The organism is Veillonella parvula (assembly GCF_018378075.1).
GTDB lineage: Bacteria > Bacillota > Negativicutes > Veillonellales > Veillonellaceae > Veillonella > Veillonella parvula_K.
The window spans coordinates 74,379-96,133 of sequence record NZ_JAGZYE010000005.1 but is presented as its reverse complement, the minus strand read 5'-3'; the positions used below and the strand labels follow the sequence as shown (position 1 = coordinate 96,133).

The window sequence follows — 21,755 nt, the reverse complement described above, 5'->3', positions numbered from 1 at the left end:
ATATCCTATCTTTATTATACAACAACAGCAGTTAAAATCTAAGTTATTTCTATATCTAAAATGTTATAGAAAATATATTAAGATTTGAATTACAAAGTCATATATATAATAGGATGTAAAAAATATTATACCATTTTACAATGAAAAATAACGTATCTTTTGTAACATAACAGGTCAAATCAAATATATTAATTGCATCAGACAATATGTAATATATAAGAAACTAACCCCAAAATTGATTCCAATTTCGGGGTTAGTTCATAAGACAGTACGTCTTATTCATATCTATAAAGTTATGTCATAAGAGAGTATTAAATTTAATACATATATGTTATTCCAATCATTGATTAGAACGCTGGGATGATAGCCCCTTTATAATGTTCTTCAATGAACTTCTTAACTTCTGGAGATTGTAATGCTTTAGCTAATTTTTGGATAGCTGGTTTGTTTTCATCACCAGGATTTACGGAAAGAAGATTTGCATATGGAGAATCCGCTTTTTCTACGAATAAACCATCTTTTGTAGGATTAAGACCTGCTGGCAATGCATAGTTAGCATTAATTACAGCTGCGTCTAAGTCTTGAATGGAACGAGGAATTTGAGCTGCCTCTAACTCTGTAATTTGGATGTTTTTAGGGTTGCTAGTCACATCAAATGGTGTGTTAGTCAAACCAGTTGGGTCTTTCAAAGTTACAAGACCTGCACTTTGTAACAAGAGAAGTGCACGAGCACTGTTTGTTGGATCAGATGGAATCGCTACTTTTGCTCCATTAGGCAAATCTTTTAAATCTTTGATTTTTTGAGAGTAAATGGCCAATGGTTCGATGTGAACTGGGGCAAAGCTTACGAAGTTTGTACCATGATCTTTATTGAAGTTATTTTGGTAAGGCACGTTAGCAAAGAAATTTGCATCTACTTCTTTACTGGACAACGCCATATTTGGTTGGATGTAGTCCGTAAATTCAATGATTTGAAGATCTACACCTTCCTTAGCCAATAAAGGCTTAATTTGATTTAAGATTTCAGCATGAGGTACAGGGTTCGCTGCTACCTTTAACACCTCTGCTTTAGAACCACCAGCACTACTGGAACTTGCGTCATTTGTGGAAGAGCCACAACCACTAATCAATAAGGACGCGCCTAATACGGCCGTCGCTGCTAATGCTAACCATTTTTTCATGTAATCCTCCTATCTACGATGAACACCTACATCTATTGACGAGGACTCACGCGTATACAACACACGTAGATATTGTAATAAATTTATATTTTCTTATTCATGTATCTACATTTAATTATTTAATAATTTCGATGTTGTAAGTATAGCAATTTAAATCCTACTTGCATAATAGATTTTATATATTAATCTTTATAACTAAAATCTATAGCAAGGATAAAATAATAACGTTTAACTATACCAAGCAAATAAAAATGGTACTAAGATGATTCCCCGTACTACTAGGTAATATACCTAATAGCTAAAATCAAACTTAGTACCGTTATAAATGTCGCTCTATATAATAAACAATCTAATCAAAATCAAAAAATCAACTTATAGAGTTGACGTTGTTTGCTCGATAGAAATAGTTACAGGTGCTGATAATTTAGCCTCTAGCCAAGCTTTTATTCGTTCCAAATCTGCATCAGATACAGTGGACGTGGTATAGATAATCACCATATAGCGACTCGCTTTAGGCTGTTCTAAATTATCTATCAAAGGCATGCCTTCCACTTTACTTACAAATGGGAACAACGCCTTTGCTTCAGCTTCTGTCGTTTTCATAGTGTTTATAGTTTCACTTACTAGTTGATAAGTCGGCTGGTACAGATTACTCAAGTTTTTATATGTTTCAAGATTCTCTGAAGATTTATTCAAGTTCGTCTTATCCATAGTAGATTTTTTCTCATCTACGCTATTAACAAATCGTAATGTATAAGGCTGCAAGTACTCATCCTTCTGTAACTTGTCATCCAACTGGGCTTGCTCCTCTAAATTCACAGGAGCTCCTATAACTACTAAGTCTACTAGCTTATTCGTTCGATCCAATGAATAATCAATCACTTGTCGACGTCCATCTTGATTAATATCATTCTTAATAAACTGCTCTATATGATTTGACTCAGAATACTTGATGGTCATATCATAGCCTGCATAAATACTTGGTATAGCCATAATAAGACCAATCACAAGAAATATTAGCTGATTACGACGAATAAGCTCTTCTGCTTGTTTATGGAATGGCAAACTATATACACCCTTTAAAACAATAAAAGATACAAAGAAGATAAAGAATGCATTTATAAAGAATAGATAGCCAGCCCCAAAGAAATAGTTCCAATTTCCATTAGCAAGGCCATACCCTGCCGTACATAGTGGTGGCATAAGTGCAGTTGCAATCGCAACCCCTGGTATAACATTATCTAAGGTCTTACGCGTTTGCCCAATAATCCCAGCTAACCCACCAAATATAGCAATAAATACATCAAAAATACTCGGTTCTGTACGCGCTAATAGTTCAGATGTAGCCGTCTGAACGGGGGAAATATAAAAATATAAAGTAGATGCCAAAACAGCAATCGTAATCTGTAAGGATAATCTTAAAATAGCGCTTTTCACAACTGTAAAATTAAGCGTAGCGAAGCCAAAACCAGTTGCTAGAATAGGTCCCATCAACGGCGATATAAGCATAGCACCAATAATAACTGCCGTACTATTCATATTCAACCCAATAGAGGCAATAAACATGGAGAGGATCAGGATAACCAAAGCAGGTCCCTTAATCTTAGCCCCACCTATCAACCTTTTAGCAATGGTTGCATCATCGGCTCGCTCAAAATGTATATCAAAGTATTTATTTATTTCCATTCTTCTTCCTTATAATTTCATTAGCTCTGCAAAGGTGCCCACATTTACAAACATATGCTGCGTTGTTTTTAGCATTTGAACCATCAAGATGGCCCCCGTGCCTTCTCCCATCGACATTTGTGCTTGAATAGGAACCATGTCTTGAGTGATCCCCACCTCAGCCAAAGCGATTTCCGTACCTTTTTCTTTAGAATAATGCGATGGCAATGCATAGTCCTTAATACGAGCGTTTATGTGCGTTGCACAAGCAGCTGCCACAGATGTTATAAAGCCGTCAATAACAAAAGGCTTTTCAAAATCTACACAAGCTAGCATGGCTCCAAGAATAGCCGCAATATCAAAACCACCTACATGAGCTACGATTTCACGAACTCGGTCTGGTTCACTTTCAGAATCAATACTAGCCTTGTGCTTGTCTAATACAGAACGTACAAAGTCAATTTTTCGTTTCATCAAATCTGGTTTATCTGGCCAGGAACCAGGGCCCACGGTTTCCGTCGGATCAGCCCCCGTCAATGCAGACAGCACACACGCAGAGGTTGTCGTATTCCCTAACCCCATTTCACCAAAGGAGAACAGATTGATTCCTTGTTCTACATAATGTTGAATCCGTTCATATCCAGCTTGAAAGGCGCTATTAAATTCATCCTCAGCCATGGCAGGATGGTTCAAAATATTCTTTGTACCCTTCGCTACTTTGCGATTCACACCAATACCATCATCTGAGGCAATTCCTACATCTACAACCTCATAAGGAATATTGTTAAAGTTACAAAATTGTGTCGCCGATGAACCACCGAGTAACATATTACGAGATTGCTTTTGTGTCACCTCGTAGTTATAGCCTACATAACCTTCCATATTACAACCATTATCAGCAGAAAATATGATATGCTGTGGTCGGATTTCACCATTAATCTCGCCCCAAGCCGCGCAAATCTTACGGAAATATATTTCCCATAAACCAAGACCACCTGGGATAAGGCATTTTGGTTGGAGAAATTTATTTAATTGTTTCTCTATCGGTAATACTGACTTATCTTTCATTTTATTCTCTAATCCGCACCTAATGTGCCAACTAGCCTTCTATTAATTCGATATTATTCTATATGAAAGTATAGCATAAATTATATATCTAGTAATGTGACTATTGTTAGTTTTTAAAAATATAATTTAGTTTTGAATTTTAGTCTTTTAGCATCTATATTTTTAGTTGAAATTATCATTATATAATTACAATCAATCTAGCAGATAAAAAAGGTTATCCCCTCACAGGATAACCTTTTATTTGAGTTATATAATTAAGTATTTTCTTAAGCTTATCTAACCTACGAAATTAAGCACCTTGGAATTGAGGCATATCGTCGCCACTAAAGTCGTCCAATTTACCTTGAAGGTCATGGTCAACCATGGCACATACAGATGCATCAGACCATACGTTTTCAGCGGTTTCAATCATATCGATAATCGTATAGATTGGCAAGATGATACCAAGCAAACCAATTGGTGCACCGATGGAACTCATCAAGGACAAGGTTAAGAAATAACAACCCATTGGAACGCCTGCATTACCAATCGCAGCGAGAACAGCAATAAATAACCAAGCCACCATTGTGCCCATAGTTAATTCCATTCCTGCATTTTGCATTACGAATAAGGATGTAACAAGAATGAAAGCTGCGCAACCATTCATATTAATAGTTGTACAAATTGGCAATACGAAACGAGCTACTGCAGGATGAGCTTTCAAATTATCCTCAGCAGATGCCAATGTAACAGGCAATGTTGCTGCAGAAGATTTTGTGAACAACGCAACGGCTACAGCTGGAGACATTTTGCGGAATACATCCACAGGGTTCAAACCGCGGAATAACAAGAACAATGGAATTACGATAAAGAATTGAATCAAGTTACCGCCAATAACAACAGCCGTATATTTACCTAAGGCACCAACAATGACGCCTGCTTCGATTTGTGCAGATAATTGACCTGCAAAAGCAAAGATGCCGATTGGCAATACATAAAGCAATGCTTTAATCAACGTGAACAATAACTCTTGTAAACCAAATAACACTTTCAACACCGCTTCACGATTTTCTGTGCGTGGCATGAACGCAAAGGCTAAACCAACGGAAGCAGAAATAAACATTACAGACAATACATTGGCTTGTAAGTATGGTTGCAAAATATTGTTTGGAATAACAGATAAGAAATGATCATAATACGTAACATTGCCAAGTTTTTCAGGCACTTGAGCTGCACCGGCACCGATTACATCAAGTGGTAAATTACCTGGTGCAATCCATAGGAATAAGCCAAGTCCTACAGCTGCTGCACAAACTGTAGTAAGCAATGTGTATACTACGGCGTGTCCAAAGATACGGCCTGTATCCTTTTTAGCTCCTAGCATGGATAATGTTGTAATTACCGCTAAGGATACGGTTGGAATTGCGATAAATTGGAACAAACGGGTAAAGACCGCTGCAATAAAGTTAAAGAGCTCATTTAAAGCCGGAATATGTTGCCATCCTAAGATAGCACCAATGATGAGTGCCCCCATCCATAAAATGAACTGACGCAATTTACCTTGACCACGACTTTTTAAGGTAATCTCTTGCGCTAAGGCATCCACATTCTTGTCGTTTTGATCTGCCATAATAACACCTCTCTACAAACTAAACTACTAGAGACTAAAAAAAGAAATCCCAGCCCTAGGGCTGGGATAATGAATATCCGAGTCTCTCTTTAATTCACATTATAGAGATATGATTTAAAATTGTCAATTCCAATATTTGAACACATTATAATATATTCAAGTATTATTTCAATTTTTATAGACATTCTAATAAAAACTAATGATACATATCTATATCTACAGTAATCATTCGCGTTTGCTCTGGATTAAACATAAAGTAAATGACTCTAGGCTGGTCATGATCAAAGTTATGGTAAACAACATATACTATATATTTCTCAGCTGATATCCGAGTACTATAATAATAATCTTCCTTAGGATCATCACCGACACTCTGTGTACCATCAATTACCCAGGGAAATAATTTCCAGTTTTGTCGTTGAACGGTAATAATCTCATAATATTCATTCACGTCACTAACTAATAAATTTCTATCCTTTGGATATGTAAATGAATTAAGTGCTTTAAAGGTACTATCATTTTTCCTACCATTTACAAACGAATACCAAGCATGGGATTTAACAGTTTCCTCATACTGTGAAATAGTAGTTTTATCACCATCTAATACCAAGCAACTATAACTCCCACCCAATCCAATTACCTCAGCAGAAGAAACCACTTTCAAGCTCTCTGGTAAAGACTTAGGTGTTTGTAATGGAGCCGGAATATACCCCGCTTTAGATGAGGGCCATGTAGAGTGCCACTGTTTTGTATCATAATGAGATACCCCTATAGCAGAAAATGCTAAATTAACAGCTAATGTAGGAAGCATACACAGGAAAAAGATTACATAAAAATATGTTAAAAATCTTTTTCGTATAGCTTTCTCACTATCGATTACTCCACATTTTTCAAGCAATAACACAATCGTAGCTACTAACAAAATCAGATAGTATAACCCAGAATATGATATCTCATCCGAAAACAAAAATGTTAGTATCCAAAGAATTATAAAGAACCATATACTTTTTCTATATGGAGGCTCAGTAAACAAATTCTTTAAATACATTAAACACTGTCGCATATACACTCTCCACAACAACACCTATTCAAGTTACTTAGATTGATAAAACACAGCTCGAGTCCCATCATCACTAATCAAAAGTTCCACAAAATGAGGTCTCTTTGTATTACCATCATCAACAAATACATATAATCTATGATTCCGCGTAGAATTATATGTATCCTTGACTACTGTTTTTGTTTCTTTTCGAGGTGCAAAGCGCAACCACTCTATAAAATTCCGTTGCGGCAAATTTAAAGGTTCTTCTCCTATACTTTCTATAATGTTATAGCTATTTGGGTGAGATATAAAGCGCTTTTTCTCCCCAGTATCTAAATCACGCAATACACCATCCGCATCAATTTGCGCTGTATAAGCTGCATTTTGCTTAGCTATCGCTTCATATTGTGAGATTACTTTAAGGTCTCCTTCAAATACTGTATATCTTTCTCGATATGCATTAGCCCATACTAAATCACTACGAAAAGCAGATGCTCTATAAATACCTTCTGGAAGTTTCTCTGGTCGTTTTAACCCCTCCGGCAATTCTTCACTATTAGGCCAACCACGTTTCCAATCCATCGTACTAAACTCAAAACCATCAGTTTGATCACGAGTCGTTTGAGTATCATATTGAACCCAATCAGCTACAAGCCAAGATATACAAAGGGTTATGACAATAAATAAACCACAAGCTAGTCGGCTATGGGCTCTTTCAGATATGGTTTGTTTCTTAAAGCGACCATATTGCAGTAACACACTCAATACTATGGCTATACCAAAAACCATGTATGTAATAGGTGCTATGTTAAATAGCGCTACCACGATTGCAAACAACACGCATAGCATAACCGTTAATAAACCATAAAATCCTTGAAACAAAACTCTCTCCTATCATGACAATACTTAGAACATTTTCTTATACAACATTTCTATATCTTCCTGACTCACATCAGCCACTGTATTAGCAATATTGCCAGTAGCTACGACATACACGTTATCGACAAGCCAAGGAATGTCTTTTTTTGTAAAACCAAGTTCTGTAAGGTTTGTAGTAAGGTCTAGGTCATGTACAATCAAGCGTAATGCTTCACCTAGTTCGGATCCATCTCCGTGGTTGAATATACGAGCTAAGGCACCAAATTTATCGGGGTTTGCACTCCATGTATATTCCACCGCAACAGGTTCAATAACGGCAAGGCCTACACCGTGAGTAATATCCTTAAGCCCACTGGCAGGGTGTTCCATGCCATGAGCAAGTGTTACACCGGCGGTATTAATAACCATGCCTCCAATTGTGCTAGCCAATGTAACGGACTCCCAAGCTTTTGTAAGTTGAGTTTCGTTGAGAACAGCTGATTTGCCTTCAGCCATTGCTTTCACATGTTTATATAGTGGCACAAGATATTGTGCTAATAAGGTTACCGCATAATGAGCTAATGCATCGGTAAAAGGTTGTGCCGTTTTAGAGGTATACGCCTCGATATTATGACAGAGTGCATCAAAGCCCACAGATGCCAATACATAAGGAGGCATTGTACCCATTACAGCAGGGTCTACAATGGATACCTTTGGTACGATGGCGTTACATCGCAAGGATTTCTTGTCTCCTGTTTTGGGATTAGTAAGTACACCAAAGCCATTACCTTCGGAGCCGGTGCCACAGGTTGTGGGAATTACAATAAGAGGCAACGCCTTATCACTGGTTTTACGGTTAAATATATAGTCGTTAATGTCACCATCGTTAACGGCCATAAATGCAATGCCTTTTGCACAGTCCATGATAGAGCCGCCACCGATGGCAATGACCATATCACAGCTTTCAGATTTAGCTAAAGCAGCACCGTCCAACGCAGTCGTCGTTAAGGGGTTTGCATCCACTTGGTCAAACAACACATGTTCGATATGTGCCGCATCAAGTTTAGCCGTCACACGGTCATATAGTCCAGATTTTTTGGCACTTGTCCGCCCTGTTATGATGAGTGCTTTATTGCCATAAGGCTTAACAAAATCAGCAACACTATCGACCTTATCCCAACCAAATTGGATATGTACTGGTAAAAAATAAGAGAACTCCATGTGAACGACCTCTTTTCTATAAATACTAGCTCTTAATGTTATTGTAATGTAAATTCAGACGCCTGTAAAACCTCATAGGACTTTCACTAGAAAACATGTATACTACAGATAAGAGGGGGGCATTTATTTTTATAAAGGGAGAGAATCTATGAAATCTGCAATTACACATTTATGGTCTTCGCTGCGTGACCTAGCAACGCAGTCACCTATATTACTGGCATTAATTGCCGTATTTTCATGTACACCGTTTTATCTAGAGCAAGATTGGTTTGCCGATATAGACCTTTGGTTCTATGGGCTGTATTTCTTCATCGTCATACTACAATCATATATAACACGAGATCGAAAGTTCTCCATAGTATATACATTATTAAGCATAGGTATCAGCGTTGGTCTATATACGATTCATGAAACGTACCATCACATACGAGGCATAGAGCTAGCCACAGAAAACATATCATATCTATGGCTGTACTCTATGATTGCTCTGTATTTTACATCGCCTGGAGAATACTACATCGGCGAAATCATCAATCGCCTGAAACGGATTGGTATTACCATTGTTACATCAACACTGTACAATGTCGTCATAATCATGACTCTATGGTTTTTCTTCATCATTCTGAACAAACCATTTACCTTTGATGATTTAATCTTTAAAGTATTAGCCGCTATTAATATATTTATCTGTATGTCCATGCTGTGCACTTACAAAGAGGAGCCTGATGGACCACCAGAACCAAATACATTCTATAATGTTGTTTTTGGAATCATACTACCAAAGGCTTCCATCATTACAGGTGTTCTAGCTAATATCTACTTGGTATTGATCCTCTTAGGCCTCCGCGAAGATGCGCGATTCCTTTACACATATTATCCGTATGTAGCCATTTTCTATCTATTTTACTTGGCTAGTTTCAGGTCTAGTGAAAGCAGCAAGACACAAAGGATCCTATGTTTCTTATTTATTACGATTACAATATTGTGTTTAATCCTGATTGGCAAGCGCGTAATAAATGAGCCCGTACTCTGGCTCAATACGATTTACGTAGCCACATTCAATCTAATCTTCTTAGCACATAATGTATACTCCTTTGTAAAGCGTTTGACTCCATCGATCCATACAACGATTATGGCGCTCGCCCTAGGTGCAGTCCTTTTAATGCCTTTTATCGGTTACACATCCCATCGAGAGTTTACAAACTATACGAAAATTGACAGTCAATGGCACGTATACTTGCCTATTACAGAAACATTTAACCCTGATTTTACAGATTATGGCAGGACGATTATACAGGGGGATTCTTCAAAACCAGGAGCAACGGAAATATATAAGGAACGAAATATTCAGTTTATCAGTTTTACGGCCGTTGAAGAACCTCATGTTATTTCGCTTGTAGGATATAATAAATTCATTTCTAACATCGAATTAGAAGTACGTGAGCCTGCTGATAGTACAGCTGACATACCAACAGCATCCTATGAATCTATCAACTTTAGATTCATCAATGAAGGCCTTGATTTAGAGGTATCTCTACCAAATGGCGTGACCGAGGTTCATCATATATATGAAAAATTTCTCACTGTTCCTAAAACGGCTTCAGATTCAGTCATTATAGAAGGTACGGGATACAAACTCTTAATCCACTCCTACTATGCATATCAAGACAGCGCACGAAGAATTATTTTTAGCGTATTATATAATTAATTATGAAAGCTAGTAATTTAAGGCATCTTCAGCCATATCGACATTTTTTGTAAAACTATATTAAAAAATTTCCAAATGTCAATATTGAATATATAGATTTTTTTCGCTATAATCGTAACATAATGTATAAGCCAAATAAGAAAACTACCATATATAGTAGTTTTCTTATTTTTCTGATTAGACTCAACTTAAAGATATTTTATATAATTCATTCTAATCTTATATATGCTTATACGACTATATTAACAGTTTTATGACTTTTTGCTCTCAAGGGGAACAGTAATGGAGATTATGATCAAGAAACGGGATGGCCATTTCGAGCCGTTGTCCGTTGAAAAAACGAAACGAATGATAGCCTTCGCATGTTTGGGGTTAGATTCTTGTGATCCACTAGAATTAGAAATGGATGCGAAGTTGCAATTCGTTGATGGCATGACCACTAAAGAAATTCAAAAAACTTTAGTCCAAACAGCCATCGAAAAAGTTATATCTAAAAAAGACGACGGCTTTGGCAACCAAGTTAATAAAATGAACCAAGATTGGCAGTTCGTAGCAGCCCGCCTATTCTTGTTCGATCTCTATAAAGAAGCCGCTATTACTCGTCGTTACAAAGCATTTGGCTACGGAAACTTCCCAAATCTAGTCAACATGCTTGTAGAAGAAAAAAAATACGCAGACTTCTTCGTTACAGAGTACACAGCTGACGAATTGCAAGAATTAGGCGATTATATCAAACCTAAGCGCGACTATCTCTTCAACTATGAAGGTCTCAAATTATTGGCTGACCGTTACTTGGTAAAAGGCTTCAACAAAGAAATCTTTGAATTACCGCAAGAACGTTTCATGGCTATCGCAATGCACTTAGCTCTTGTAGAAGGGAAAAACAAAGTAAAATATGCTAAGAAATTCTACGATTTGATGAGCCAACTAAAAATGACGACAGCTACCCCTACGTTGGCAAATGCGGGCACACCATTCCATCAACTGTCCTCTTGCTTTATCTCTGGTGTAGATGACAACTTATGGTCTATCTACGATGTAAATAGCAAGTTCTCTCGCGTATCTAAACACGGTGGTGCTCTTGGTATCTACCTTGGTAAAGTTCGTGCATTGAACTCCGATATTCGCGGCTTCAAAAACTCCTCTGGTGGCGTTATTCCTTGGATCCGCTTGTACAATGATACTGCAGTTGCAGTAGACCAATTGGGTAAACGTAAGGGCGGCGCTACAGTAACACTTGATATTTGGCATAAAGACTTCTACGAATTCGTAGAGCTTCGTACAAATAATGGTGATGACCGCCGTAAAGCGCACGATATCTTCCCTGCTATCTCCGTTCCAAACATCTTCATGGAACGTATGTTAGCTCGTGAAAACTTCACCCTCTTCGATCCTCATGAAATCTTGGCTGTAAAGGGCTATTCCTTAGAGGACTACTACGATACTGATGACAATAAGGAATTCACAAAACGTTACCTCGAATGTGAACAAGATCCTAACTTACACGGCATCGAAGTACCAGCATTAGATATGATGAAAAAAATCATGCGCTCCGCTGTTGAAACTGGTACACCATTTATCTTCTTCCGCGATACTGTAAATGCTGCCAATCCTAACAAACATGCAGGTATGATTTACGCATCCAACTTGTGTCATGAAATCGCACAAAACGTTGGCTTCACTAATCTTGCTGAAGAAATCATCAACGAAGACGGTACAATTACTACAAAAACAAACGCAGGTGATATGGTTACATGTAACTTAAACTCCATCAGCCTCGGTCGCATTACAGACGAAGAGTTGGAAGAAAACATTGCCCTTCAAATTCGCATGTTAGACAATGTTATTTCCATCAACCAAGCACCAGTACCAGAGTCTCGCATGACTTCTGATAAATACCGTGCTATCGGTCTTGGTACATCTGGTTACCACCACTACCTCGTAAATCATGATATCCAATGGGAATCCGATGAGCACATCGAAGTAGCGGACAAATTATTTGAAAATATCGCATTCTATGCGATTAAAGCTTCTATGGAGCTTGCTAAAGAAAAAGGTGCGTACCCTGCGTTCAAAGGTTCCGAATGGGAAACTGGTGAATATTTCACTCGTCGTGGCTACACATCTGATCGTTGGAAACAACTGGCTGCAGACGTTGCAAAATACGGTATCCGCAATGGTTACTTAATGGCCGTAGCTCCTACAGGTTCTACATCTAACATTGCAAATACAACAGCTGGTATCGACCCTATCTTCAAAAAATTCTTCATCGAAGAAAAGAAAGGTTCTTTCACACCAAAAACTGCACCAGATTTGAACGACAAAACATTCTGGCTCTACAAAGAGGCGCATACAATCGACCAACAATGGTCCATCAAAGCTTGTGGCGTACGTCAACGTCATATTGACCAAGCACAATCTTTCAACTTGTACATTACGCCTCAAATGAAAGCGAAAGAAATTCTTGACCTTTACGTAGAAGCCTACAAACAAGGGATTAAAACAATCTACTATATCCGTAATCAATCCCTTGAAATGGACGAATGCACTAGCTGCTCCTCCTAATATTGAAAATATAATTGCTATATTTTGCAAAACCTATTCACTATAAATAGAGAGTACCGATTTCGAGAAGGATACTTTCACCAGCACTATAAATCTGATGACGACCTATAGCCGTATAGGTCGCATCGTTGTATAAAGGAGTCCTACTATGGATAAAAAACTGATCTTTAACGAACATGGCGAACGTGGCACTCAATCCATGATTGGCGGTAATACCACAAACCTTCGCGAATGGAACCGTATCAAGTACGACTGGGCAAATCAAATGTACCGTACAATGCTCAACAACTTCTGGATTCCAGAAGAGATTTCCTTGAACGAAGATGTTAAACAATTCCCATACTTAACAGATTACGAGCGTCGTGCCTTCGATAAAATCATTGCGTTCTTGAACTTCCTTGATTCCATTCAATCTGAAAACTTGCCTAATTTGAGCCGTTATATTACAGCATCTGAAGTGGCATCCTTATTGAATATCCAAGCATTCCAAGAAGAAATTCACGCTCAAAGTTATTCCTACATTTTGGACACTGTAACAAATCCGATTACACGTGACAAAATCTATGACGAATGGCGTACAGACAAAACATTGCTTGAACGTAACCGCTTCATCGCCGATGCGTACCAACGTTTCAGCGATGATCCTAGCGAAGCAAACCTTATTCATACAATCATCGCTAACTATATCTTAGAAGGCATCTACTTCTACTCTGGCTTCAGCTTCTTCTACACATTAGCACGCCAAGGTAAGATGACAGCTACATCCACAATCTTCAAATACATCAACCGCGATGAAGTAACTCACCTCGTATTATTCCAAAACATCATTCGCGAGTTACGTCGTGAACGTCCTGACTTGTTCACACCTGAACTAGAAGCGAAAATTACGGACATGATTCGCCAAGGTGCAGAGAACGAAATCGCTTGGGGCCAATACATCACTGACGATAAAATTCTCGGTCTTAACAACGTTCTTATCGAACGCTACATCAAATACCTTGCAAATATCCGCTTAGAAGCAATCGGCTTGCCTCATTTGTATCCTGAAATTAAGGAAAATCCAATGGAATGGATTGAAAGCTTCTCCAACTTGAATAGCACAAAAACTGACTTTTTCGAAGCTAAAGTTACAAACTATACAAAAGCAGCGGCATTTGACTTTGACGATTTAGAATAATAGACGTTATAAAATACAATATCTAAGGACGTACGGGCCAATAGAAAAGAGCTAATAGCTATAACGCTATCAGCTCTTTTTTCATGATTATTTAAACCTTAGTTATGAGGAATTGCTGCAAGTTTAAACAGCTCTCTCCTATTTATCTCTAAAAAAACAAAATACTATCATATCAGTGTATATGTTGCTAGAAATATAGTCCCCAAACGCCACCCTCGTTTTTACAGTTGACACATGGTTATACATTGTAAATTGTATCAATACATTTGTGCGCAAATAGGCCTACACCGTAGATTTTCATTCGCCCCATGAATGTATTCATAATAAGCTTGGTAAAAGCAAAAGTTTTTGTGTCCACCCTGTTTCAAACTACCAACTATTATTAGCTTTCAATCAATTCAGTTGTCCAGTTAGCAGACTGCAATAGATTGTCTAATAAACGGACTTGTTTTGCGATATGATCAACTTCTTTTTGGATGTCTGCCACATTCACAGTCGGCATTAGCTTAATCTCAGACCCTCTCGCACGGAAATTGATACTACCTGCGCTAGATGCCAATGTTCGATAAGCAGTTAGACGCAAAGCAGCGCAATCTTTTTCGGCAATGATTTCAGTAATAGATCGACCTTCTATAATAGTTTTGCAATTTGTTAAATTAATATCTGCAATTAATTTTTGAAGTCTATTTACACATTGTTCTAATGTTTTCAAAAGTTCTTCAGGGTTCTCATTCGGTACTTCCCCTTCTTGCACTAAACTATTTTGAGTTAAGCGAAGCTCTAAATCGCTTATTTTATAATTTAAATCAGATCGTTCTTGTAATGCTTCTGCTAGTTTCATAAACGCTCACCTCTCAAAAAGATATATCAATTTACTTATAAAATACTATGTACAATAATAATATATCCATCAATTCTTATTATACAACACTATTGAACGGCTTATAATACTTTCCGCATCATCACATGCGGACAGCCTTCATCAAGGTATTCGTCCCCTTCAGCACGATATCCAAGGGATTCATAGAATGGTTTGGCCTGTACTTGCGCTGACAAAGAGCACGTTTTAAAGCCGTCACGACGAATAACATTTTCGGCGGCCATCATGATCTTAGTACCTAAATGTTGTCCACGATACAACTTACGTACCGCCATGCGCCCAATATGTGCATCTCCAACTACGTCACTGGGAAAATACCGACACGTACCAGCCGCTTTACCATCAATGGATAAGAGCACAAACTTTGCAGTCTCATCGATTTCATCAAATTCGTCTTCAAACCCTTGTTCTTTCATAAATACATCGACACGAATTTGTTTTATTTCCTCTGTTATATAATCTAAGATTTGAATAATCATAGGTGCCCTTTCTTATTATAAGCATATTTATAAGAATCGATTTAGGCGTATTACAAAATATCCTATAAGCAATAAAAGCTTCTTATTTTTATTATATCAAAAATACGCTTAATTCCACAAAACTTCTCAGTTCCTATTAATTCCCGCATCAAAAATATTTTAAAACTTCCATGAAATTCATTTTTAGGTATTGCATAATTTTATCATTTGGGTTTATACTATACCCAATATTTTAGAAAGGAGCAACCAAAGATGACTAACCAAATTAGCCTCACAGCAAAGCAATACTTTTATTGGTTCTTTATCCAACGTACGGGTAAGGAACTATTTGTGATGCGCTAATTAAGGATTATTCAACATTAGTTGCTTAGAATAGTAAAAGGGCTACCCGTATTAGATTACGGGTAGCCCTTTTTGTTTGCTATCCGTATGGTCAGCCCTACTATTCACTGTAGTTACAAGGAGGAATTATCATGATTATTACATTGAAACAAAACGCAGCAGCGGAAGAAGTATCCCGTTTACGCGGTGAATTAGAGGCTCAAGGATTCGTTATCCATCCAGTAGAAGGAACGCGATACAATATTCTAGGACTTATCGGTGATACTGCATCTCTTGATGCCCGTCAAATCGAGTCTCTAGATTTCGTAGATAAAGTAACTCGCATTCAAGAGCCATACAAAAAAGCAAACCGCAAATTCCATCCAGATGACTCTGTAATCAACGTAGGTGGTGCACTTATCGGTGGTGGCCACTTCGCAGTAATGGCTGGCCCTTGCTCTGTGGAAACACCTGAACAAGTATTAGCCACTGCTAAAGCATGTAAAGAAGCTGGTGCTACAATCCTTCGTGGCGGCGCTTTCAAACCTCGTACATCCCCATACTCCTTCCAAGGCATGGGCCCAGAAGGCTTAGAGTTATTAGAGCTTGCTAAAAAAGAAACAGGTCTTCCTATCGTTTCTGAGGTTATGGATATCTCCCAATTACAATACTTTGATAATGTAGATATGCTTCAAATCGGTGCTCGTAACATGCAAAACTTCACGCTTTTAAAAGAAGTGGGCAAATTAAATAAACCAGTTCTTTTAAAACGTGGTTTATCTGCCACATACGAAGAATGGTTGATGGCTGCTGAGTACATCATGTCCGAAGGCAATGAACAAATTGTATTATGCGAGCGCGGTATCCGCACATTCGAAACTAAGACTCGCAATACCTTAGATGTAACAGCAATTCCTATGATGCATGAATTATCTCACTTGCCAATTATCATGGACCCTAGCCACGCAGCAGGTATGAGCCGCATGGTTCGTCCGCTTTCACTTGCATCCGTAGGCGGCGGTGCAGACGGCCTTATGATTGAAGTTCACAACGATCCAGCCAAAGCATTGTGCGACGGTCCGCAAGCATTGCGTCCAGACCAATTCACTAGCCTTATGAAAGAAATTAATGCGTTACGCCAAGCATTGGTAGAATGCACTAAATAATCTTACATATCACACAAATAAGCTAGTATCCGTTATAATAGATACTAGCTTATTCTTTTAAGAAAGGAACCGTTATGACTCGCATCCATATTAATGCATCTACACCGTATGATGTTGTCATCGAGGAAGGCGCTTTACAACGCATCACCGATTATATTAAACCATTAAAACCAAATTGCCGTGTTATCATCGTCAGCGATAGCAACGTGGCGCCTCACTATTTGGACTCTGTGAAAGCTAATATGGAACATGCGGGTTATGCTGTTTGTGATTATGTTTTCCCTGCTGGTGAAAGCTCCAAAAATGCACATCAACTCATCGATTTAGTAGAATACATGGCGGCCCAATCATTGACTCGCAAAGACTTGCTCATCGCCCTTGGTGGCGGTGTTGTAGGCGATATGGCAGGATTTGCTGCAGCGACCTATTTACGTGGTATCGACTATGTTCAGGTTCCTACATCCCTATTAGCCGCAGTAGACTCCTCTGTAGGTGGTAAAACAGCAGTTAACCTCGAAGCCGGGAAAAACCTATGGGGCGCTTTCAAACAACCTATCCTCGTCCTCTGCGATCCAGCTACACTCAATACATTACCTGATATGGAATGGATTAATGGGTGCGGCGAAATTATCAAATACGGCTTCCTCGACGTACCTGGTTTATTAACCCAACTAGAACATAAACCATTAATTAAACATCGCGATAGTGTTAGTACTGTCATCGCTCGTTGCGTTCAAGCAAAAGCGGATATCGTGGAACAAGACGAACGCGAGTCTGGCGTTCGTGCCCTCTTAAACCTCGGTCATACCTTTGGTCACGGCATCGAAAAAGCGAGTCATTTCAAGGTACATCACGGTTATGCCGTTGCTATTGGTATGGTGCTCATGGCACAAGGTGCCGTCAAACATGGAGAATTAGATGCGGAAGCTTTAAAGAAATTAAAGGCCCTCATCAAAGCACACGATTTGCCAACCGCAACAACGATAAGCAAAGAAGAAATTCTAGCTGCCGCTAAGCACGACAAAAAAAGCGAAGGAGCAACCATTAAAATCGTAGTACCTACTAGCTATGGTCACAGCGAGCTCAAAGTGGTAACACACGAGGAACTTGCAACCTATTTAGACTGAGATATAAAGGAGATTTATATGCATTCCGTAACGAACGCCATCCCTACAGGGACTATCGCGTCCATTCCTGCAAAAGCTCATGCGCACCGTGCGCTGATTTGCGCAACTCTCGCAAACTCGCCATCTACCATACTACTGAGCCGCACCTCTAAAGACATCAATGCAACTATTGACTCCTTGCGAGGCTTAGGCGCACACGTTGTGTATGAAAACAAAGTTGTCACTGTTACACCTGGTCCTGTGCCAACAAAGGGCAATATAGTTCCCCATGAATCCGGTACTACATTGCGCCTCTTATTACCAGTGGCAGCGTCCATTTGTAATGAGGTAGATGTGGATGCGAAAGGGCGTTTACCAGATCGTCCTTTAGAGCCCATGCTCGGTGAAATGAAAGCTCACGGCGTAACATTCTCCCAAGATAAACCACCATTCACTATGACAGGTCGTCTACAAGGCGGTGAGTTCGGTATGGTTGGCGATGTGAGTAGCCAGTTTTTCTCTGGATTATTATTAGCTGCGCCACAATGTGGAGGCGCTACAATCACATCTACTACGCCGCTTCAATCTAGCGACTATGTAACATTAACAACTACAACGATGGCAGACTTCGGCGTAACAGTCGACCATACACCTGCTGCTGACACCGTCCAAGAATCCTTTACAGTAGCGGCTAATGCTACTTTTAAAGGTCAAAGTAATTACCAAATCGAAGGCGATTGGTCCAATACGGCTATTTGGATGGTCGCAGCGGGCATGACAGGCAAACCTATTACTATTACAGGTATGAACAAGAATTCTGTGCAAGCTGACCGCCGCATCATGCAGGTTATGATTGATGCCGGTTGTGATGTAGTATGGGATGGCATGAACGTAACCGTTACAGGCCGTGCAGAAAAACCAATCTATGCTGACCTCGAGCAAATGCCAGATATGTTGCCAGTTATGGCAGCCCTCGCTTGCTCTATCCATGGTGAAAGCTCCTTTGTTAAGGGTGCGCGCCTACGCTTGAAAGAATCCGATCGCCTCGAAGCCGTTGCTAATCTCGTTAGAGACTTAGGCGGTACGGTTCGCGAAGATGGTGATGACCTCTATATCATCGGTAGTGGTATACTAAAAGGAGGACAAGGTGATTGTGTTAACGACCATCGCCTTGTTATGGCAGGCACATTGATGGCCCTCATCAGTGAAAATCCTGTGACATTAAAAGATAGCGAAGCTATCACAAAATCCTATCCAGACTTCTTTGAGGACTGGAACATGCTAGGTGGCAATGCACAACCAGTATAGCTGCCTAATCATAGCTAATGCGTTTCAATAGATAACAATACTAGTCATACATACTATAAGTAGGAGTAAACATAATGGCATCTAATTTCGGTAAAACTATACAAGTAGCTACATTTGGCGCGTCTCATGGGTACGCCATCGGTGGTATCGTGGAAGGCCTCCCTTGTGGACATACCATCGACATCGACGAGCTACAAGCCTTCTTAAAGCGCCGTGCGCCAGGTCAAAACCAATTACAGACGCAACGTAAAGAAGCCGATATACCTGAATTCTTAGCAGGTATGGTAGATGGCATGCTCAGTGGATCTCCATTGGCATTTATGATTCGCAATACCTCTCAGCACTCTAGCGATTACAATAATTTGCGCGACATACCTCGTCCATCGCACGCAGACTTTACGGCTCGCATGCGCTACGGTGACAAGGTAGATATGCGAGGTGGCGGCCACTTCTCAGCGCGTCTAACAGCACCTCTTTGCGTGGCTGGTGGCATCGCCCTTCAACTACTACGTGAAAAAGGTATCGAAATTCACGGTCATTTAAAACAAGTTGGTACAATCCAAGATGCCCCTATCGATATGGTTCATCCAGATATGAAAGCACTTTCTGAAATCGCTACAGAACCTATCGCTATGGTCGATGCAGACAAACGTTCTGAAGTAGAAAACTTAGTCATGAAACTCAAAAAGGACGGTGACTCCACAGGCGGTATCGTTGAGGTTGTGGCTACGGGATTACCAATCGGTCTTGGCAATCCAAACTTTGACGGCATCGAGAACCGATTAGCTCGTGTTATCTTTGGCGTACCTGCCATCAAAGGTGTGTCCTTTGGAGGTGGCTTCGACATGTGTTCTCGCCTTGGCTCCGAGGTGAACGATGCTTTCACCATGGACGGCGATACAATCACAACAACTACCAATAATAGCGGTGGCATTCAAGGCGGTATCACCAACGGCTTACCCCTCATTATGCAAGTGGGCATTAAGCCTACTCCGTCCATTTATAAGGAACAACATTCTGTGTCGCTTTCACAAAAAGAGGACATATTACTCACCATCAAAGGTCGTCACGACCCATGTGTAGCACTTCGTGCAGTACCTGTTATCGAAGCCGTCACGGCCCTCGTCATTCTTGATTTCTTAGGAGATATTGACCATGAACTTAGATGAAGTACGCGTTAAGATTAACGATATAAACGACCAAATGCTCGCCCTCTTCAAAGAACGTATGGAACTCTCTAAGGACGTAGCGGCTGCAAAAAAGGAAATGAATAAGGCCATTTACGATGCCAAACGAGAGCGCGACATCCTCGACAAGGTAACAAAAGATGCAGGTCCAGACCTCGATCTATATGCACGCCGTTTTTTTGAGGCATTATTTAGCTTAAGTCGTACCTACCAATCCGAACAACTATTCCAAGACAATGAATTTACTTTAAAAATGAAAAAAGCCATTGAGCAATCCCCTACTTTACCACCTCAACGGGGCAGTGTAGCTTGCGCCGGCGTATTTGGTAGCAATGCTCAAATGGCGTGTGATAAATTATTACCTCTTAGCCAAATCCATTATGTAACAGGTTTCCGTTCCGTATTCGATGCCGTCGAGTCAGGTGAATGTCAATTCGGTGTATTGCCTATCGAAAACAGCTCCAATGGTTCCGTAAAAGAAGTATATGACCTCTTAGAAGAGCGCAAATGTTATATCGTTCGCGGCACGCGCCTCTGGATATCTCACGACTTGCTCGTGAAAAAAGGCACAAAACTAGAAGATATTCATACCATAATTTCCCACCCTCAAGCGTTGGGCCAATGTAGTCACTTCCTAGATAAGTTAGAAGGCGTAGAATTACGCTCCTATGACAATACGGCTCGAGCTGCACAGCTCGTAGCAGCTAGTGATGACCCTGGAGTAGCGGCTATCGCAGCACCTCAATGTGCAGACCTATATAATTTGTCTCCATTGTTGAGAAATATCCAAAATAGCGATAACAACTATACGCGCTTTATCTGCATTAGTAAGGATTTCCACGTATACCCAGGAGCCAATAAAATCTCAGTAGTAACGACTGCAAGTCATGCTCCAGGCGGGCTTGGTACATTGCTCACCAAGTTTGCTAATATCGGTGTGAACCTTACAAAACTTGAGTCCCGTCCGATCGTAGGACATAACTTTGAATTCTTGTTCTACCTCGATTTAGAAGCATCCTTGGCAGATCCAAAAGTACTTTCCGTATTAGCAGAGCTCCACGCATCGCAAGATAAATTCCGCTTGCTCGGCAATTATCCTGAAAATTGATATTTTCCTTTATGGTAGTGCTTATTAATGGCATATATAGTACAATGGATATAGTTTTAAAACTCCAATGGCTAATAGGTGACAGCCTATTAGCCATTTTGTGTAT

General features: G+C 39.6%; 17 protein-coding genes. 8 read left to right on the top strand and 9 right to left on the bottom strand.

Annotated elements, in window-relative coordinates; translation table 11 throughout:
* Positions 1 to 347: 347 nt before the first annotated feature.
* The 7 genes from KH286_RS05970 to KH286_RS05940 form a co-directional block, all read right to left on the bottom strand.
* Positions 348 to 1,181: a MetQ/NlpA family ABC transporter substrate-binding protein gene (locus tag KH286_RS05970; RefSeq protein ID WP_004694974.1), complete on the bottom strand. Its 834-nt coding sequence runs from the start codon at positions 1,179 to 1,181 to the stop codon at positions 348 to 350.
* Between the two features lie 372 nt (positions 1,182 to 1,553).
* Positions 1,554 to 2,867 (bottom strand): DUF389 domain-containing protein, encoded by a 1,314-nt coding sequence (locus KH286_RS05965; RefSeq protein WP_278617749.1) that lies wholly within the window; start codon positions 2,865 to 2,867, stop codon positions 1,554 to 1,556.
* 9 nt (positions 2,868 to 2,876) lie between these two features.
* On the bottom strand, positions 2,877 to 3,914 hold the full coding sequence (locus KH286_RS05960) for a nicotinate-nucleotide--dimethylbenzimidazole phosphoribosyltransferase (RefSeq protein ID WP_278617748.1): 1,038 nt from the start codon (positions 3,912 to 3,914) through the stop codon (positions 2,877 to 2,879).
* Between the two features lie 289 nt (positions 3,915 to 4,203).
* Positions 4,204 to 5,523 carry a dicarboxylate/amino acid:cation symporter gene (locus KH286_RS05955; RefSeq protein WP_278604712.1) on the bottom strand — a complete coding sequence of 440 codons (1,320 nt, stop codon included), beginning with the start codon at positions 5,521 to 5,523 and terminating at the stop codon, positions 4,204 to 4,206.
* 196 nt (positions 5,524 to 5,719) lie between these two features.
* Entirely contained in the window at positions 5,720 to 6,586 is an 867-nt protein-coding gene (locus KH286_RS05950; RefSeq protein WP_278604711.1) for a hypothetical protein, read from the bottom strand.
* Between the two features lie 30 nt (positions 6,587 to 6,616).
* Entirely contained in the window at positions 6,617 to 7,447 is an 831-nt protein-coding gene (locus KH286_RS05945) for a hypothetical protein (RefSeq protein ID WP_278604710.1), read from the bottom strand.
* A 24-nt stretch (positions 7,448 to 7,471) separates the two neighbouring features.
* Entirely contained in the window at positions 7,472 to 8,644 is a 1,173-nt protein-coding gene (locus tag KH286_RS05940; RefSeq protein WP_278604709.1) for an iron-containing alcohol dehydrogenase, read from the bottom strand.
* Positions 8,645 to 8,792: 148 nt separating this feature from the next.
* On the opposite strand from KH286_RS05940, the gene KH286_RS05935 reads away from it, so the two are divergent.
* The 3 genes from KH286_RS05935 to KH286_RS05925 all read left to right on the top strand — a co-directional run bounded on the left by KH286_RS05935 (position 8,793) and on the right by KH286_RS05925 (position 14,094).
* Entirely contained in the window at positions 8,793 to 10,352 is a 1,560-nt protein-coding gene (locus tag KH286_RS05935) for a hypothetical protein (protein ID WP_278604708.1), read from the top strand.
* Between the two features lie 282 nt (positions 10,353 to 10,634).
* Positions 10,635 to 12,917, top strand: a complete 2,283-nt coding sequence (locus tag KH286_RS05930) for a ribonucleoside-diphosphate reductase subunit alpha (protein WP_278617747.1) — start codon at positions 10,635 to 10,637, stop codon at positions 12,915 to 12,917.
* Between the two features lie 148 nt (positions 12,918 to 13,065).
* Positions 13,066 to 14,094 carry a ribonucleotide-diphosphate reductase subunit beta gene (locus tag KH286_RS05925; protein ID WP_038123980.1) on the top strand — a complete coding sequence of 343 codons (1,029 nt, stop codon included), beginning with the start codon at positions 13,066 to 13,068 and terminating at the stop codon, positions 14,092 to 14,094.
* A gap of 382 nt (positions 14,095 to 14,476) precedes the next feature.
* Here the strand turns inward: KH286_RS05925 and KH286_RS05920 are convergent, their stop codons facing one another.
* Positions 14,477 to 14,935, bottom strand: a complete 459-nt coding sequence (locus KH286_RS05920; protein ID WP_278457272.1) for a DIP1984 family protein — start codon at positions 14,933 to 14,935, stop codon at positions 14,477 to 14,479.
* A 101-nt stretch (positions 14,936 to 15,036) separates the two neighbouring features.
* Positions 15,037 to 15,453: a GNAT family N-acetyltransferase gene (locus KH286_RS05915; RefSeq protein ID WP_278457274.1), complete on the bottom strand. Its 417-nt coding sequence runs from the start codon at positions 15,451 to 15,453 to the stop codon at positions 15,037 to 15,039.
* 473 nt (positions 15,454 to 15,926) lie between these two features.
* Between KH286_RS05915 and aroF the strand changes: the two genes are divergently transcribed.
* The 5 genes from aroF (at position 15,927) to KH286_RS05890 (ending at position 21,649) form a co-directional block, all read left to right on the top strand.
* Positions 15,927 to 16,940, top strand: coding sequence for a 3-deoxy-7-phosphoheptulonate synthase (aroF, locus tag KH286_RS05910; protein WP_278457276.1), 1,014 nt, complete (start codon positions 15,927 to 15,929; stop codon positions 16,938 to 16,940).
* Positions 16,941 to 17,014: 74 nt separating this feature from the next.
* A complete protein-coding gene (aroB, locus tag KH286_RS05905; RefSeq protein ID WP_123138123.1) occupies positions 17,015 to 18,067 on the top strand; it encodes a 3-dehydroquinate synthase in 1,053 nt (350 codons plus the stop codon).
* Positions 18,068 to 18,085: 18 nt separating this feature from the next.
* Positions 18,086 to 19,354: a 3-phosphoshikimate 1-carboxyvinyltransferase gene (gene aroA / locus KH286_RS05900; protein ID WP_278457280.1), complete on the top strand. Its 1,269-nt coding sequence runs from the start codon at positions 18,086 to 18,088 to the stop codon at positions 19,352 to 19,354.
* 74 nt (positions 19,355 to 19,428) lie between these two features.
* Entirely contained in the window at positions 19,429 to 20,523 is a 1,095-nt protein-coding gene (gene aroC / locus KH286_RS05895; protein WP_278457282.1) for a chorismate synthase, read from the top strand.
* Complete coding sequence (locus KH286_RS05890; protein ID WP_004698197.1) at positions 20,510 to 21,649, top strand: bifunctional chorismate mutase/prephenate dehydratase; 1,140 nt, start codon at positions 20,510 to 20,512, stop codon at positions 21,647 to 21,649. Before aroC ends, KH286_RS05890 begins: the two co-directional genes overlap by 14 nt.
* Positions 21,650 to 21,755: the final 106 nt, after the last annotated feature.